The 15886-nt window shown below is 67.3% G+C and carries 15 protein-coding genes; 9 read left to right on the top strand and 6 right to left on the bottom strand.

The genetic code is table 11. The features are described from left to right. Window positions 1-3 precede the first annotated feature (3 nt). The 3 genes from BM287_RS12345 to pepN form a co-directional block, all read right to left on the bottom strand. Window positions 4-870 carry an ABC transporter permease gene (locus BM287_RS12345; protein ID WP_090040057.1) on the bottom strand — a complete coding sequence of 289 codons (867 nt, stop codon included), beginning with the start codon at window positions 868-870 and terminating at the stop codon, window positions 4-6. After that, entirely contained in the window at window positions 867-1778 is a 912-nt protein-coding gene (locus BM287_RS12340; RefSeq protein ID WP_090040055.1) for an ATP-binding cassette domain-containing protein, read from the bottom strand. The genes BM287_RS12345 and BM287_RS12340 overlap by 4 nt, the downstream gene beginning before the upstream one ends. A gap of 150 nt (window positions 1779-1928) precedes the next feature. Further along, complete coding sequence (gene pepN, locus BM287_RS12335) at window positions 1929-4502, bottom strand: aminopeptidase N (protein WP_090040052.1); 2574 nt, start codon at window positions 4500-4502, stop codon at window positions 1929-1931. A 114-nt stretch (window positions 4503-4616) separates the two neighbouring features. Between pepN and BM287_RS12330 the strand changes: the two genes are divergently transcribed. The 4 genes from BM287_RS12330 to BM287_RS12315 are packed head-to-tail and all read left to right on the top strand — an operon-like array spanning window position 4617 to window position 8270. Beyond that, the gene (locus BM287_RS12330) at window positions 4617-5105 is read left to right on the top strand and encodes a ribose-5-phosphate isomerase (protein WP_090040050.1); all 489 of its coding nucleotides are present in this window, start codon (window positions 4617-4619) and stop codon (window positions 5103-5105) included. Beyond that, on the top strand, window positions 5105-6127 hold the full coding sequence (locus BM287_RS12325) for an Fpg/Nei family DNA glycosylase (RefSeq protein WP_090040048.1): 1023 nt from the start codon (window positions 5105-5107) through the stop codon (window positions 6125-6127). Before BM287_RS12330 ends, BM287_RS12325 begins: the two co-directional genes overlap by 1 nt. A gap of 8 nt (window positions 6128-6135) precedes the next feature. After that, window positions 6136-6774 (top strand): FMN-binding negative transcriptional regulator, encoded by a 639-nt coding sequence (locus tag BM287_RS12320; RefSeq protein WP_090040046.1) that lies wholly within the window; start codon window positions 6136-6138, stop codon window positions 6772-6774. Further along, on the top strand, window positions 6771-8270 hold the full coding sequence (locus tag BM287_RS12315; protein WP_090040044.1) for an amidohydrolase: 1500 nt from the start codon (window positions 6771-6773) through the stop codon (window positions 8268-8270). Before BM287_RS12320 ends, BM287_RS12315 begins: the two co-directional genes overlap by 4 nt. Window positions 8271-8749: 479 nt before the next feature. Here BM287_RS12315 and BM287_RS12310 read toward each other — a convergent pair whose 3' ends face one another. After that, window positions 8750-9232, bottom strand: coding sequence for a Dps family protein (locus tag BM287_RS12310; protein WP_090040041.1), 483 nt, complete (start codon window positions 9230-9232; stop codon window positions 8750-8752). Between the two features lie 257 nt (window positions 9233-9489). On the opposite strand from BM287_RS12310, the gene BM287_RS12305 reads away from it, so the two are divergent. Beyond that, window positions 9490-10827 (top strand): sensor histidine kinase, encoded by a 1338-nt coding sequence (locus tag BM287_RS12305; protein ID WP_244528223.1) that lies wholly within the window; start codon window positions 9490-9492, stop codon window positions 10825-10827. A gap of 30 nt (window positions 10828-10857) precedes the next feature. Further along, entirely contained in the window at window positions 10858-11517 is a 660-nt protein-coding gene (locus BM287_RS12300; protein ID WP_090040039.1) for a response regulator transcription factor, read from the top strand. Window positions 11518-11592: 75 nt separating this feature from the next. On the opposite strand, the gene BM287_RS12295 is transcribed toward BM287_RS12300, so the two are convergent. Together BM287_RS12295 and BM287_RS12290 are read right to left on the bottom strand one after the other, a co-directional pair. Then, complete coding sequence (locus tag BM287_RS12295; RefSeq protein ID WP_139230669.1) at window positions 11593-11799, bottom strand: hypothetical protein; 207 nt, start codon at window positions 11797-11799, stop codon at window positions 11593-11595. 516 nt (window positions 11800-12315) lie between these two features. Beyond that, entirely contained in the window at window positions 12316-13038 is a 723-nt protein-coding gene (locus BM287_RS12290; RefSeq protein WP_139230668.1) for a hypothetical protein, read from the bottom strand. 344 nt (window positions 13039-13382) lie between these two features. Here BM287_RS12290 and BM287_RS12285 point away from each other — a divergent pair, with 344 nt between their 5' ends. The 3 genes from BM287_RS12285 to BM287_RS12275 form a co-directional block, all read left to right on the top strand. After that, on the top strand, window positions 13383-13979 hold the full coding sequence (locus tag BM287_RS12285) for a hypothetical protein (protein WP_139230667.1): 597 nt from the start codon (window positions 13383-13385) through the stop codon (window positions 13977-13979). Further along, window positions 13976-15376, top strand: coding sequence for a hypothetical protein (locus BM287_RS12280; protein WP_090040030.1), 1401 nt, complete (start codon window positions 13976-13978; stop codon window positions 15374-15376). Before BM287_RS12285 ends, BM287_RS12280 begins: the two co-directional genes overlap by 4 nt. A 234-nt stretch (window positions 15377-15610) precedes the next feature. Further along, window positions 15611-15886, top strand: a 276-nt coding sequence (locus tag BM287_RS12275) for a transposase (protein ID WP_139230646.1), incomplete at its 3' end; no start/stop codon positions are given.

The raw sequence follows: 15886 nt of genomic DNA, 5'->3' as shown, positions 1-15886 counted from the left end.
GGATCAGGCGTCCCTGTTCTGGAGGAGGATCGCACCGGCCACGAACGACACCGCAGCCCAGACGAGGACCGTGACGATGTTCGCCCACACCTCGAGGCCGCCGTTCGCGAGGCCGGCCATCCCGCCTCCGGCGTTGGAGAGCAGGTAACGCCCGGCGTCGGCGACCCACTGCGTGTTGGTCAAGCTGGAGATGAGTCCCGCGATGATGGGAAGCACCAGCAGGACGCCGAGCGCCCCAGCGATCCCGCCGGCCGTCGACTTCAGGATCGCGCCGACGCCGAGCGCGAAGACGGCCACCAGCCCGAGGTAGGTGGCGGCGCCGACGATGGCCCAGAGGGTGTCCGAGCTGAACAGGTCGCCGGTGTATCCCTTGGAGGTGAGGATCGGCACCACGACCGCCCAGGAGGCGGCGGAGCTGATGAGCCCGACGACGAACGCGACGACGAAGAGCACGAGCGTCTTCGCGGCGAACAGCGGGAACCTCCGTGGCACGGCCGCGAAGGAGGAGCGGATCATCCCGGTGGAGAACTCCCCGGTCATGACGAGGGCGCCGAGCACCGCGATGACGAGGGACGCGAACGTGAGGCCCGCGGTCGCCGCGGTCGTCGCGAAGTGTGCTGCCGCTGCCAGAGCGCGTGCGCTGTCCGGCCCCTGGGCCCGTTTGAGAAGGTCGTCGTGGCTCGGGATGACGGCGGCGACGAGCAAGCCGATGCCGACGACGAGGACGACGGCGCTGACCAGCGTCCACAAGGTCGAGCGGAGCGTCCGCAGCTTGATCCATTCCGAGCGGACGACGCGCGGGAACGTGAGCCGCGCGTTCGCCTCGTGCGAGTGCGTGGCCGCAGGCGGGGTGGATGTCGTGGTGCTCATCGGCTGATCTCCGTGCGGTATTCGACGTCGTCCTGGGTGAGCTCGAGATAGGCCTCTTCGAGCGATGCGCTGAGCGGGGTCAGCTCGTGCAGCACGATCCCCTCACGCGCCGCGGTCTCACCGATCTGCGCGGCGGTGAGGCCGGTGATCTCGAGGAGCTGCGCCTCGACACCGGTCACGGCGACATCCGGGCTGGACACCGCCCGCGCCAGCTCCTCCGCTTGCGGGGTGCGCACACGCACGGCCCGGCGGGCGGCGCCGGCGAGGATGGTCTCGACCGGCGCGTCCGCGAGCACGCGACCGCGGCCGAGGACGACGATGTGGTCGGCGGTCTGCGCCATCTCGCTCATCAGGTGCGACGAGAGGAAGACCGTTCGGCCCTGTCCGGCGAGGTGCCGCGCGAACTGGCGGACCCAGAGCACCCCTTCGGGGTCGAGGCCGTTGACCGGCTCGTCGAGGATGAGCGTCGCCGGGTCGCCCAGCATGGCCGCCGCGATTCCGAGGCGCTGGCCCATCCCGAGGGAGAAGCTGCCGACGCGCTTACCGGCCACCGAGTCGAGGCCCGTCATGCCGATGACCTCGTGCACGCGTCGCTTCGGGATGCCATGGGTGGCGGCCATGGCCAAGAGATGGGAGTAGGCGGTCCGGCCGGTGTGGACGGCCTTCGCCTCGAGCAGAGCGCCCACCTCGGTGAGGGGGGAGCGGAAGTCGGCGTAGTGCCTGCCGTTGATGAGCGCGGTCCCGCGGGTGGGGTGATCGAGTCCCATGATCAGGCGCATGGTCGTGGACTTCCCGGCGCCGTTGGGGCCGAGGAAGCCGGTGACCTTGCCGGGCTGGATGGTGACGGAGATGTCGTCGACGGCGGTCTTCGAGCCGAAGCGCTTGGTGAGGTGATCGAGTTGGATCATGGTTCCGAGACTAGGGCCCGCAGGCCCCGGGCGACATCGTCCCGCAGTACGACGGACCGCATCCCCGGTCGGCGCCCGGGAGGTGCCGGGTCTCCCATCCGGGGATGCGGTCGGTTTGAGGTCAACTTGACCCGTCGTCAGGACGCGTCGCTACTGGACGCCGACCAGCTGCGCGTCCCGCTGCTGCGCGGCGAGCGCCCGCTCCACGCCGGCGAGGTTCTCGACCACCATGCGACGCAGGGCGGCCGGCTCCGGGTTGGCGTCGAGCCAGGCGCGCGTGGCGTCCCGCAGCTCGTCGTTCGCGAGCGGCGCCGGGTACATGCCTCCGACGAGATACTCCGCGATCTTGTAGCTGCGGGAGGCCCAGACGTCCTGCAGAGTCGTGAAGTACGGCTCGATGAAGGCCGCGAGCACGTTCTTGTCCTTCGCGCGCTGGAAACCGATGCCGGTGTAGCGGACGATCGTGTTCGGCAGGCTGTCCGAACCGAACACCGAGTCCCACGCGGCCTGCTTGCCCTCGAGCGTCGGGATGCTCGCCCGCGCTTGAGCCGCGAACTGGCCGCCGTTCGCGGTGTTGTCCGCCTCCAGGGCCGCGTCGATCTCGGCGGTGCCGGCCGCGCCACCCGCGACGAGCGCGATGAGCAGCTCCCACGAGAGGTCCGTGTCGATGGTCAGCCCGTCGAGGGTGATCGAGCCGTCGCGCAGTGCGGCGATCGTCGCGAGCTGCTCATCGGTGGAGGCGAGAGCGGCGAAGAACTTCACGAACTGGAACTGCGCATCGCTGCCCGCCTCGGCAGCGCGGGCCAGCTCCCAGAGCGCGTCGGCCGCATCCTGAGCCGTCTCGGTCTGCCTCTCCGGCGCCACATACGCCGTCGCCGCGAGGACGAGCTGGTTCAGCGTGGTGCGGATGGTCGTCGACTCGGTCTCGGACGCGATGTTGCCGAGGACCAGGCGGACGTAGTCGCTCGCGCTCGTCTCCGCGTCGCGGGTCGCATCCCAGGCCGCGCCCCACACCAGGGAGCGGGCGAGCGGGCTCTCGATGTCGGACAGGTGCTCGATCGCCACCGTCAGAGAGGCTTCGTCGAGACGGATCTTCGCGTAGGCGAGGTCGTCGTCGTTGATGAGCACGAGGTCCGGGCGGCGTGTGCCCGCGAGGCCGGGGACCTCGGTGCGCTTGCCGTCCACATCCAGTTCCAGGCGCTCGTCGCGGACGAGGCTCTGCTTGCCGTCGCCGTCCGTCGTCAGGTTGTAGAGCCCGATCGCGAGCCGGTGCGGACGGATCGTCGGGTAGTCGGCTGCTGCCGACTGCAGCACAGCGAAGGAGGTGATGACGCCGTCCGCATCCACTTCGATCTCCGGACGCAGGGTGTTGACGCCGGCGGTCTCCAGCCACTTCGTCGACCAGTCGCTCAGGTCGCGGCCGCTGGTCGCCTCGAGCTCGACCAGGAGGTCTTTGAGCTCGGTGTTGCCGTGCGCGTGCTTCTTGAAGTACTGCGCGACCCCGGCGAGGAAGTCCTCCTGGCCGACCCAGGCGACGAGCTGCTTGAGCACCGATGCGCCCTTGGCGTAGGTGATGCCGTCGAAGTTGACCTGCACGTCCTCCAGATCGTTGATCGTGGCGACGATCGGGTGCGTCGACGGAAGCTGGTCCTGCCGGTACGCCCAGCTCTTCTCCATGGCGGCGAACGTCGTCCACGCCTCGGTCCACTCGGTGGCCTCCGCGGTGGCGAGGGTCGAGGCGTACTCGGCGAACGACTCGTTCAGCCAGAGGTCGTTCCACCACTTCATGGTCACGAGGTCGCCGAACCACATGTGGGCCAGCTCGTGGAGGATGGTGACGACCCGGCGCTCCTTGATGGCGTCGGTCACTTTGGAGCGGAAGACGTAGGTCTCGGTGAAGGTCACGGCACCGGCGTTCTCCATCGCGCCCGCGTTGAACTCGGGTACGAAGAGCTGGTCGTACTTCGCGAAGGGGTACGGGTAGTCGAAGCGCTCCTCGTAGAAGGCGAACCCCTCGCGCGTCTTGTCGAAGATGTAGTCGGCGTCGAGGAACTCCGACAGGCTCTTCCGGGTGTAGACGCCGAGGGGGATGACGCGGCCGTCGCTGCTCGTCAGCCGGCTGTGGACCGACTGGTACGGACCCGCGATGAGTGCGGTGATGTACGAGGAGATCACGGGCGTCGGTGCGAACGACCAGACCTTCTTGCCCTCGCCGGCGTCCTGCGGCTCGGGCGTGGGGGAGTTGCTCACGACCGCCCAGTGCGCGGGAGCGGTGACGGTGAAGGTGAACTCCGCCTTCAGATCCGGCTGCTCGAACACCGCGAACATCCGCCGGGAGTCCGGGACCTCGAACTGGCTGTAGAGGTACACCTCGCCGTCGACCGGGTCGACGAACCGGTGGAGGCCCTCGCCGGTGTTCGTGTAGATCGCGTCGGCGACGACCGTGAGCTCGTTCTCGTCCTTGAGGCCGTCGAGCTGGATGCGCACCCCGTCGCTCACGGCGACCGGGTCGAGCTCCGCGCCGTTGAGGGTGACGGAGTGGACCGTCCGGGTGATCGCGTCGATGAAGGTCGACGCGCCCTCCGCGGCCGAGAACCGCACCGTCGTGGTGCTGCGGAAGGTCTCGGGCCCGGTCGTCAGGTCGAGGCTGACGTCGTAGCTCCGGGTGCGGACGAGCGACGCGCGCTCCTGTGCTTCGGTGCGTGTGAGGTTTTCTCCGGGCAACGCTTGCTCCTTGAGGGTGGGAAGGCTTCCGAGTGGATGGTGTGGATCGTGTCCACCCGATCCACCTTAGCCACCGGCGCCGACGCCGTCGGTGGCCATCTCTAGACTGTGGATATGCGCATCCACATCGCCACCGATCACGCCGGACTCGACTTCAGCACCTACCTGCAGGAGCATCTGACGGCGGCCGGCCACGAGGTGATCGACCACGGACCGGTCGAGTACGACCCGATCGACGACTACCCCTCCTTCTGCATCAATGCGGCAGCTGCCGTCGTCCGCGACCAGCAGGCGGGTGTGGAGGCCCTGGGCATCGTCTTCGGCGGCTCCGGCAACGGCGAGCAGATCGCTGCGAACAAGGTGCGGGGCGCGCGCGCCGCCCTCGTCTGGAGCGAGTCGACGGCGCTGCTCGCCCGCCAGCACAACGACGCGAACGTGATCGCGATCGGCGCCCGGCAGCACACGGTGGAAGAGGCGACGGGCTTCATCGACGCCTTCATCGCCGAGCCCTTCTCGTTCGAGGAGAGACACGTGCGCCGCATCGCCCAGCTGGCGGAGTACGAGGCCACCGGCGACATCGCGGGCAAGCACCTGGATCGCTGATGCCCGAGGGTCACTCCGTCCACCGCATCGCCAAGCAGTTCGCCGTCAACTTCGTCGGCCATCGGGTGTCGGTGTCGTCGCCGCAGGGCCGGTTCGCTGCGGGCGCCGACCGCATCGACGGGCACGTCTTGACCGACGCGCGCGCGGTCGGCAAGCAGATGTTCCTGGAGTTCGACAACGGGCTCTGGCTGCGTGTCCACCTCGGGCTGTACGGGGCATGGGACTTCGCGGGCGACATCAGCATCGATCCGACCATCGCCAGCGCGAACGGACGGATGGGGCAGACCAACCAGCGCGGCACAGACCTGGGCGGCACCGACCTGGGCGGCACGACCACTCTCGAGGCGCCGATCCTCGACAGCGCGGGTGAGAACTCCCTCCACTCGATCGGAGCCCCGCGCCGGACCCGGCTCCGCATGGCCGAGTCCGAGAAGGTGGAGCCCGAGATCACGACCTTCCCGCCCGAGCCGATCGGGCAGGTGCGTGTCCGGCTGCTGACCGACACCGCCGTCGCCGACCTCCGCGGGCCGACCGCCTGCGAGGTGCTCGATCCGGCCGAGGTGGATGCGGTGATCGCCAAGCTGGGACCCGATCCTCAGGTCGACGACAGTCCGCAGGCCGAAGAGCGTTTCGTCTCGATCGTGCGACGCAAGCCGACCTCCATCGCTCTGCTGCTCATGGACCAGAGCGTGGTGAGCGGGATCGGCAACGTGTACCGTGCGGAACTCCTGTTCCGCGCCCGGCAGAACCCGCACACCCCGGGCAGGAAGGTGCCGGAGGAAACGGTCCGTGCGCTCTGGCGCGACTGGGTGCACCTGCTGCGCATCGGCGTCCAGACCGGGCAGATGATGACGATGGACGACCTCGACGACGACTCCTACCGCCGCGCGATGGCCAGCCGCGACGACCGGCACTGGGTGTACAAGCGCGAGGGTCTGCCGTGCCGGGTGTGCGGCACGAACATCGTGATGGAAGAGCTGGGCGCACGCAAGCTGTACTGGTGCCCGGTGGATCAGGCCTAGGAGAGACCATGAGACAGAACCCGAGCTTCGCGCTGGCCGATCCCGGCGAGCTGAAACGCCTCGTCCGCGAGAATCCCTGGGCCACCTTCGTCAGCAGCACCGCGAACGGCCTGGTCGCCTCCCACTATCCCGTCATCCTCGACGACACGCGTGAAGAGCTGGCACTGCTGAGCCACGTCGGCCGCCCCGACGAGCAGCTGCATGAGCTCGGCGAGCACGAGCTGCTCGTCATCGTGCAGGGACCGCACGGCTACATCTCCTCGGGCTGGTACGACGAGAACCCGGCGGTTCCGACGTGGAATTTCGTCACCGCCCACTTCTCGGGCGTGCCCGAGCTGCTCAGCGATGAAGAGAACCTGGACGTCCTGGCACGGCTGGTCGACCACTTCGAGGACGAGCTGCCCTCGCCGCGCCGCATGCGCGGCACGCTGCAGGACGCGCAGTACGCCGAGCGCATCGTCTCCGGCACGGTCGGCCTCCGGTTGACGCCGACACGCGTCGTCGCCAAGCAGAAGATGAGCCAGAACCGCCCGGACCACATCGTCGACTCGATCATGTCCGAGCTCGCCGGCGACGGGCCGTATGCGAGCGCGGGGCTGCTCCGCGAGATGCGACTCGTCCACGACCGGAGGCGCAGCGTGCGATGACGCTGGTGCTCGCGGGGGCGCGGATCCTGGCGGGTCTCGGACGCCTGAGCGACCCGGCGACGGGTGACCGGCGGATCCCGTATCGTGCCGAACTCGTGGATGTGGTGATCGACGGCGATCGGATCGCCGCAGTCGTCCCCGCGGCTACGGCGCCCGCCGGCGCGGGCGTGGAGCGCATCCCTCTCGACGGCCGCTGGCTGCTGCCCGGGCTCTGGGACCAGCACGTCCATTTCACCCAGTGGGCGCAGACCGCGCGCCGCCTCGACGTCTCGCATGCCTCCTCTGCAGCCGAGGCAGCGGCACTGGTGCGTCGCCGCGCAGCCGACTCGCCCGACGAGGATGTGATCGTGGGCTTCGGCTTCCACGACGCCCTGTGGGCGGATGTCCCGACCCGGGAGCTTCTGGATGCTGCCGCCGGCCGTCCCGTCGTGCTGATCGCCGGCGACCTCCATTGCTCCTGGCTGAACTCGGCCGCGGCGCAGCGCTTCGCTCCCGGCTCGACCGAGGCCGTGCTGCGCGAGGACGCCAGCTTCGCGGTCACCACCCTGCTCGCCGCCGCCGACGAGGCGACCCTCGATCGCTGGGCGAGGGACGCGGCTCGGATGGCGGCGACGCGGGGCGTCGTCGGGGTCGTGGACCTCGAGTACGGCTGGAACCTGGACGTCTGGAAGCGGCGCATCGCGGCTGGCGCCGACGGCCTCCGCGTCGAGTTCGGCGTCTACGGCGACCACCTCGACCGGGCGGCGCACCTCGGCCTCCGCACCGGTGACCTCGTGGCGGAGACCGGGGGACTGCTCTCGGTCGGCCCGTACAAGGTCATCTCCGACGGCTCCCTCAACACCCGCACAGCTCTGTGCTCGCGCCCCTATCCGGATGGCGGCACGGGGGTCGCCAACCTCTCGCCGGGCGAACTGGTCGAGAGGATGCGATTCGCCGTGGAGCACGGGCTCGAACCGGCGGTCCACGCCATCGGCGACGAGGCCAACCGGCGTGCTCTCGATGCCTTCGAGGCGATCGGCGCCGGCGGCCGCATCGAGCACGCGCAGCTGATCGATGCGTCCGACATCCCGCGATTCGCCCGGCTCGGCGTGGTCGCCAGCGTGCAGCCGGAGCACGCCATGGACGACCGGGACGTGGCCGACCGGCTCTGGGAGGGGCGAACCGACCGTGCGTTCCCGCTGGCGGAACTCCATGCGGCCGGAGCACGCCTCGCGTTCGGGTCGGATGCGCCCGTCGCGCCGCTCGACCCGTGGGCGGCGATCGCGTCGGCGGTGGGCCGGTCGCGCGATGGACGTGAACCGTGGCATCCCGAGCTGTGCGTGTCGCGGGAGGTCGCCCTTGCGGCGTCCGTCCGCTCAACGGTCGGGCCGGGGCAGCCGGCCGACCTCGCTGTGCTCGACCGCGACCCGTTCGGCTGCAGCACGGACGAGCTCCGCACCATGCCGATCGCCGCAACCCTCGTTGCGGGCCGCTTCACGCATGACACCCTGCGCTGACGTACGCCCGGCGTAGCCGGCGCGGCTGGCCGCGAATCGCAGGAGATCCGCCGGCGATCGAAGGAGTTTCGCCATATCCTGCGTCCAATCTCCTGCTCCGCTGCCATTTGTCGGAGATTCCGGCCCGACTCTCCGACGATCGGCGACCATGGCCGCAACACCCGCTGTCGGAGAGGTTGCCGGCCCCATGTCGAAACCGGAGGACATCAGCCCCTCGCCGGCCGTGATTCTCCTCCCTTTCCCGCCGCAGACGCCCCGCCACGACCAATCTCCTCCGTTTCCCGCGTGCATCCGACCGCGGAGATTGTAGGAAAGGGAGGACATCGGTCCGACACGCCGGTGCGGCACGCGAAACGGAGGATGACAGAACGTCGTCGGCCGCAGGGGTCCTCCGTTTGCCGCGGCTGCTCCGAAACGCAAACGGTGGCCGCGACCTCCTCTCTCCAGGGGTTGCGGCCACCGTGAGCTCCCGCGCGCGCCTACTCGCTGATGTGCGCGAACAGGAACCAGCGGTCCTTGTCGAGCCCGCGGGCGATCTCGATGGCGATGTCCTGGCTGGTCTGGTCGAGCTCGGCGAGCTCCCGCACGGCCGTGTTCACGCCTGCGAGGGCCGCGTCCAGTTGCGCGATGACCTCGGCGATCGTCTCGTCCGACGGGCGGAAGCCGGCGGTGAGCTCCGCGGTCGTGGTCTTCGCGGCGACCGTGCCGAGCCGCGCATCCACCGGGAGGCCGAGGGCGGCGATCCGCTCGGCGGCCAGGTCGGCCCACTCCTGCGCGTGGGCCACGATCGTGTCGAGCAACTCGTGGACGCCGATGAAGTTCGCGCCGCGCACGTGCCAGTGCGCCTGCTTGCCGTTGACCACGATCGCGGTCAGGTCGATGACCACCGGGCTCAGGAACTGCGCGACCCCGGCCGCGACGTCCGGGTTGGAAACACTCTGGGTTGCAGCGATGTCCGTCATAGATGCGTCCTTTCTTCTGCCTGGCTCAACGCTACTCAGCCCCCGGAATTCCGCAACGAAGCCAAGGCTGCGCTAACTGCGGTCGGGTTTTCCCCCGGGAGGTTCGGGAGGGACGCGGGATGGGCGGGCCGACCGCATCCCGCGAGGCTGGAGACATGCCCTCCGAGACCATGCCCGCTTCTCCACAACCGTCGGATTCTCCCCAGTCTTCAGCGTCGCAGCCTTCCGGCGGCCCGCTCTCTGCCACGCTGGATGCTGTGACGCCTCCCGCACCCTCCGCCCGCCGCGCGGGCTATGGCGCGCTCTGGCGCGGGGTTGACTGGGAGCTCGGCTTCCTCCTCCTGACCATGCCGATCGCGATCATCGGCTTGTCGGTGCTGATGTCGCTGTTCTGGACGGGCGTCGGCACGATCGTCATCTTCGTCGGCTTCTTCATCGTCGTCGCCGCCTTCTATACGGCCCGCGGATTGGGCGTCCTCGAGCTCACCCGCCTGGAGTGGGCGCGGAGGCCGGCGATCCCGCGTCCGGTCTGGGAGCGCCCGGGCACCCCGCGCACCTTCTGGCGCGCTGTCTTCGGGCCTTTCGCGAACGGGCACTATTGGCTGTATCTGCTGCACGGGATGCTGATCAACCCGATCCTCAGCATCGTGTCGTGGACGGTGACCGTCGTCTGGCTGTCCGTCTCGCTGGGCGGTCTGACCGCCTGGATCTGGGCGCCGTTCATCCCGCAGGGCGACCGCGGATTCGTCCTGTCCCACACCGTCGTCGATGCCGTTTTCCGCACGCACTCCACGTTCGATCCGACCGCCGGCGACCGCATCCTGTACCTCATCGCAGGTGTCCTGTTCGCCGCCACGCTGCCCTTCGTCACGCACGGTCTCACCCTGCTGCACGAAGCGGTGGCTCGCGGGATGCTCGGAGCCTGGCCGTCGGAGGCCCTGCAGCGTGAGGTCGCGGACCTGTCGTCGTCCCGCGGCGCCGCCGTCGCTGCGGAGGACCAGGCGCTGCGCCGCCTCGAGCGCGACCTGCACGACGGCCCGCAGCAGCGCCTCATCCGCCTGCAGATGGATATCGCCGCAGCCGAGCGCAAGCTCACCGACGACCCTGCGGCGGCTGCCACCCTGCTCGCCGAGGCCCGGCAGCAGGCAGGCGACACTCTGGAGGAGCTGCGCGCGCTGTCCCGCGGGTTCGCTCCGCCGCTGCTGCAAGACCGGGGCCTCGTCGCCGCGGCCGATTCGCTCGCCGCGCGCAGTCCCATCCCGCTCGCGGTGGAGTCGTCCTTGCAGCCGGGGGAGCGGTTCAGCCCCGAGATCGAGCGCAACGCTTACTACGTCCTCGCCGAACTCTCCACGAACCTCGCCAAGCACTCGGGTGCTCACTCCGCCCGCCTGTTCCTCGAACGGACCGTGGATGCGGCCGGCGGCCACTGGCTGAACGTCTGGCTCACCGACAACGGCCACGGCGGCGCCACCCTGGTGGAGGGCCACGGCCTGCGCGGACTGGAGGAGCGGGTGCATGGTCTGCGCGGCGAACTGGTGGTCGACAGCCCCACCGGCGGTCCCACGCGGATCGGGGCGCGCATCCCGCTCGCCTGACGCCAGTGGATGCGGCCCTAGGCTGGACGTGTGCCGAGCGATTCCCGACCCTTGCGTGTCGTCGTCGCGGACGACTCCGTCCTTCTCCGCGAGGGTCTCATCCGCCTCTTCGACGAGGCCGGCTTCGACACCGTCGGCGCGTTCGGCGACGCCGACAGCCTCATGGAGTCGCTCCCGGACCTCATGCCCGACGTCGTCGTCCTCGACGTCCGCATGCCGCCCACCTTCCGCGACGAGGGCGTCCGGGCGGCGCTGCGCATCCGCCGAGAGCACCCCGATGTGTCCGTATTGCTGCTCTCGCAGTACGTCGAGGGCACGTACGCCCAGGAGCTTCTGGCCGGCGGCGAGGGCGGCACCGGCTACCTGCTGAAGGACCGCATCGCCTCCCTGGAGGAACTCCGCGACGCCATCACGCGCGTCGCCGCGGGCGGTACCGTGCTCGACCCGCAGGTCGTCCGTGAACTGCTGACCCGGCGGACAGACCCGCTGGCCAGGCTCACCCCGCGCGAGCGCGAGGTCCTGGAGCTGATGGCCGAGGGCCGCACGAACGCCGCCATCGCCGGCCGTCTGGTCATCGGAGTCGGAGCCGTCGAGAAGAACGTCACCGCGATCTTCCAGAAGCTCGGCCTCGAGGACTCCGGCGACGATCACCGCCGCGTCCTCGCCGTCTTGGCCTTCCTGCAGCGCTGACCGCCCGCGTCCCGACAGGCCGTGACGATCGACCGATCGGAGGCCGCTCCCCACTGTCTGGAGTCTGGTCGTCGTTTAGAACGGACGAGCCGCCTGGAGGCCGATCACCACCGACGCGATGAAGTTCGCCACCGTCGCTGCTGCCACGATCCCCGTGAACAGAGTGATCCATCCCAACAACCTCCGCACTTGTGCCTCGTGCGTCGGCGTCGGACGAGCGGGGGCCGCGCCCGTCATCTTCTGCATGTACTGTCGGTCCTCGTCGCTCATCGGTGCGGACATCCACGTCCCCCTTCGCCTCGTCTTGCTGGTCACAGTCTGGCGTAGTCGTCGGCTGATGAGTCTGCGCTTCTGAAGCCGTTTGTGTACCTCGGCGCTGACCAATCTGGGGCTCACCAACACAGTCGTGTGGCGATATCACCCGAAGCGCGGGCTGTACATACAGAGCGCGTATTTCCGAGGCAACTCCGGCGAAGACCACCCACAATCGACCAGGAGGCCCAGAGGGATCAAGATTTCCGCGAGATTCCGCGGATCATATGGAGGGGATGACGGGAATCGAACCCGCGTAATCAGTTTGGAAGACGTGCGTGAGGCTTGATCCGGGGTGAACCGGCGTGGGCCCCGCTGAGCCGTCGCACCCCGTTCTCACCAGTGATTTCCTGGGGGAGGAGCGGGTTCAAGCCCCGTTACTCGCGGCACCGCGGTGCGGCTCGGTTCGTGTCGGCGGGGCGCGGTGACGGGGTTTTTTGTCTATCTGACGGGGATCGCCCGATCGGTTTCCAGGCCGGGGCTTTCTCATTCTTGGCGGCCGACCATGCTGGGGTCCAGGTCGAATCCCCATCCCTTGCCGCGGTCGCCCATCACGCCCTGCACCCCTGCCATGCAGATCATTCGCCACCCGGCCTCAATGGTCTCTGCCATCGCTTCGTTGAGCGTCGCAGTGAACCGGTCCATCTTCGAATAGTCCCCAGTCACCGCATTCCACTCTCGGGCGACGGCGGGTACCTCCTCAATGGCGATCTGCTCAACCCGGTTCCAGTACTCCTCCGGATCGTCGTCGGGTTGGTCATACTCGGCCAGCGCGTCCAGGTTGTAGAAGCGTCCCTCGCGACCGTACCGATCGAGCATAGAGATCATCGGCTCCCAAAGGGGATTGGAGTCGACGGCGTCCAGAAGTGGGCCAACGATTGCTGGGTAGGTCGCGTTGTCGAGGCGCTGGCGGAGCTGCTCTCGCAGCGTTCGGTCCATCAAGACCAAATCGTGCCGGTAATGGTTCTTGAGGACGTTCTTGCCCAGCCAGCGTTGTTCGGCGGCTACGTTAACGAGGCCAAGGGCCATCTTGAATGTCTTTTCGGCTCCGATAGAGAGCATTGTCAGTATCGGGTCACGGGTTGTGTCCACGAAACGAGTTCGTCGGAGGGCTAAGAGTCCATATCCAAGGAGGTTCCGCGCCGCAGTGGTCTCGCGAATGAGCGCAATGGCCTGTCCGCGACTAAGCCCGTCCTCGATTTGTGCCATGCCATAACGATAGGAACCAAACGAGGAGCGGTTCCGCTGACGCGGGGTGCGTCGCAGCGCGGTTGCCATATACCCCGGATATGGGTTCCTGTAGCGACGCCCTCCGGCGGTGCCTCGTTACGCGGGTGAGCTCTCCGCAGCAGCATTAGCTGCTCCTGGGCGGTCAGCGGTCGCGTGCGGCCGTCGGGCAGTTGGCGGGTCATTGATGCCGGGGGCTGAGAACCCGGAGGTGTCAATATGCAGTCGCGAATGGGGGACATTAACTTGACCAAGCCTGAGGTACCAACGCCATATAGTGATGGAACAGTCGGCTAATGCCGTAGGTGTCGAAGGGGAGATCTGGGGTGGCGTTAAGAGCTGAATCTGCGCACGAAGAAGGCCGCAAGGGCGTGTTCCGCACCAAACGATGGTTGGAAAGCACGACCCACATTGAGCTGAATTTCGACGCGTACGAGTGGGCTTCAGAGTGCACTGTCAACTGTCTTGGGACAGACAAGAATGGCAAGGACAACAAGCAGACTTTTGACCTGAAGGGTCAGATTTACAGTACGAAGTCGGTGCTCTTCGTTGAAAACAAGGCATACACCTCGGTCGGAACTCAGGCGAAGGACTACTTGGACTTTCTGGCGATTGCGTATAGCGCGACGGCGGCCGAAATCGCCCGAACCCAAGACCCGCGTTGGGAGTTCATGTGGGTGACGACTTTTCCGTTTGCCCAGAAGCAATGGCCGAAGCTCACCAAACGATCGCAGATCAAGAAGGCGCTGGATGAAGACACAACGGGGCTTCTCGGCGGTCAACCTATCGACGATGATGTCCTTGATCTCGTGTCTAACCGTATCTGGCTTCTCGTACTGAGTAAGCGTCAGCATGATCTGACGTTGACGCCCAAGGAGCTCTCGATGATCGAATCGAAACTGAACCGAAAGGGCAAAGCATGACTCTCGACGACGGTGCGACGAGCGAGGCCATGGTCGTGGAGGCTGTCCGCGCTGCGCGAGCTCAGACGCGAGACGCGGATGTCATTGACGGCGTCAAGAAGGCCGTGGCGGACGAGCTAATTCGACTTGATCCGAACCTGAAGATCAAGAAGACCGAATACTTCAATCACAGCTATATCCCTGACATGGTCGCGACTTGGCGTGAGAGCGGGAAGCCGCAAGAGCGTCGCGTCTTCATCCGCGGTTCTCTGAGCACAATGGTTGCCTCTGAAGACGTCGAGGCACTCTCGGACCAGAATCCGCTCCTAATCAGCCTCGGCGACGAGTCGCGCCGTATCGTGAAGCAGCTGCGGGCACAAATGCCAAAGGCCACGCGAACTCTCGCGACGGAGGTTTCCGCAACAGCCCGAATTAGTTCTGGCGAGCGGGGTACGGACCGCGAGGCGCAGCTTTCGGGGCTCGTTCGGGCGAACATTGTGCGAGGGGGCCGTGGAGTGCTCACCGACGCCGATGCGGACAGGATCGTGGCTGTCGAGCATCAGAAGCCGGTGGAAGCGCTCAAGGCATTCCAACAGACGGTGCAGAAGTTGTTTGTCGGCTCAACGGCCGAGCGGCTAACGCGTACTGCAGGGCTTCTGAGTACTTTCTTCGAGGAGCGGCCGAGCGGGGCTGTCCTAGGCGCGCTCCGCGAAGAACCCCTTTCGGATGGCGAACTACGAGTCGTGCTGCCGTACGTGCTGCATCGGGCCGCCGATGTGCGTTCACCCGACGTATGGGCCACGCTGGGCGGAATGCTGACTCTAGAGCGGATCGAATCCCTCGCTCCCGCTCTCAGCGATGTGGACGTAACTCCACTTATTCGCCCGGTTGTCGGAGCCCTAACTGCTGGTCGGTCGGCGCTGTTCTTCAACGCCGACGAGACATCCGACGAGCAAAAGGACGCTGAAACTCCCCGGTGGAAGGTACAGAACGGCAAGCTAGCGGCGAATGTTCACCGCTGGTCGCTCTGGATGGGATCGGATGGCAGGAAAATTCGTGGACGCGACGACGGTGCTGATGCTCGCTGGGATGAGCTGTCGTCACCGCTTCGTTCATTCGACCTGGCGGCAATCGAGCTTCACGGACTGAGCCGACAGCTTGGCGTATCTAACCCGAAGCCCGGGGCGGTGCGTGAAGATGTCGAACTCTTCCGACGGACGATTGACGACGACTTCCACGTTGCTTCAGTGACGGTGCGCGAGGAGGATCAGCCCGAAACGCCCGAGGTGAAAGTCGAGTTCGCAGCTTCGACCGCTACAGGCAAGGCGCCGGTCTCTTTCCACGTACGCGTCGCGAGCTTGCTCGCTGTGAAGCGGCCGTTTTCTGACGCCGACGTTGACGAACTGATCGGTAAATAGCGATAGCGCTCGGCTAGGGAGAGCGCATCGGGGCCAGATGTCCGCCGCAAGAACGCTCAGTGGATTCGGTGAGGAGATCCCGGCTGTAGAACGCGGCGTGGCGCGACCGTAAGCGCGCGCGAAGCGTATTGAAGAGTGCCCCAACCGAAAGCGATTCCGGCGGCAACGCCTGCAATCGCTTCCGCCTAGGGCGTGTCTCCTAAATCTTTGGGTTGATGCTGTGATGCTGGAGTGGTGTCACGTTTTCAGTTGCTCTCGGATGCTCAGTGGGATCTGATCGGTCCGATGCTTCCCGGGCCGACCGGCCGGAGGGGGCGCCCGTTCTCGGATGCCCGGACGATGGTCGAGGCCATCGCGTATCGCTATCGGACCGGGATCGCGTGGCGGGACCTGCCCACGGTGTTCGGACCCTGGCAGACGGTGTGGAAATGGCACCGGCGGATGGCCGGCGACGGCACCTGGGACCGGGTCCATTCACTGTTGCTGGCCCGCGCCGACGCGGCGGGCAAG

The organism is Leifsonia sp. CL147 (genome assembly GCF_900114565.1).
Taxonomy (GTDB): domain Bacteria; phylum Actinomycetota; class Actinomycetes; order Actinomycetales; family Microbacteriaceae; genus Leifsonia.
This window is presented reverse-complemented; position numbering and strand designations above follow the sequence as displayed.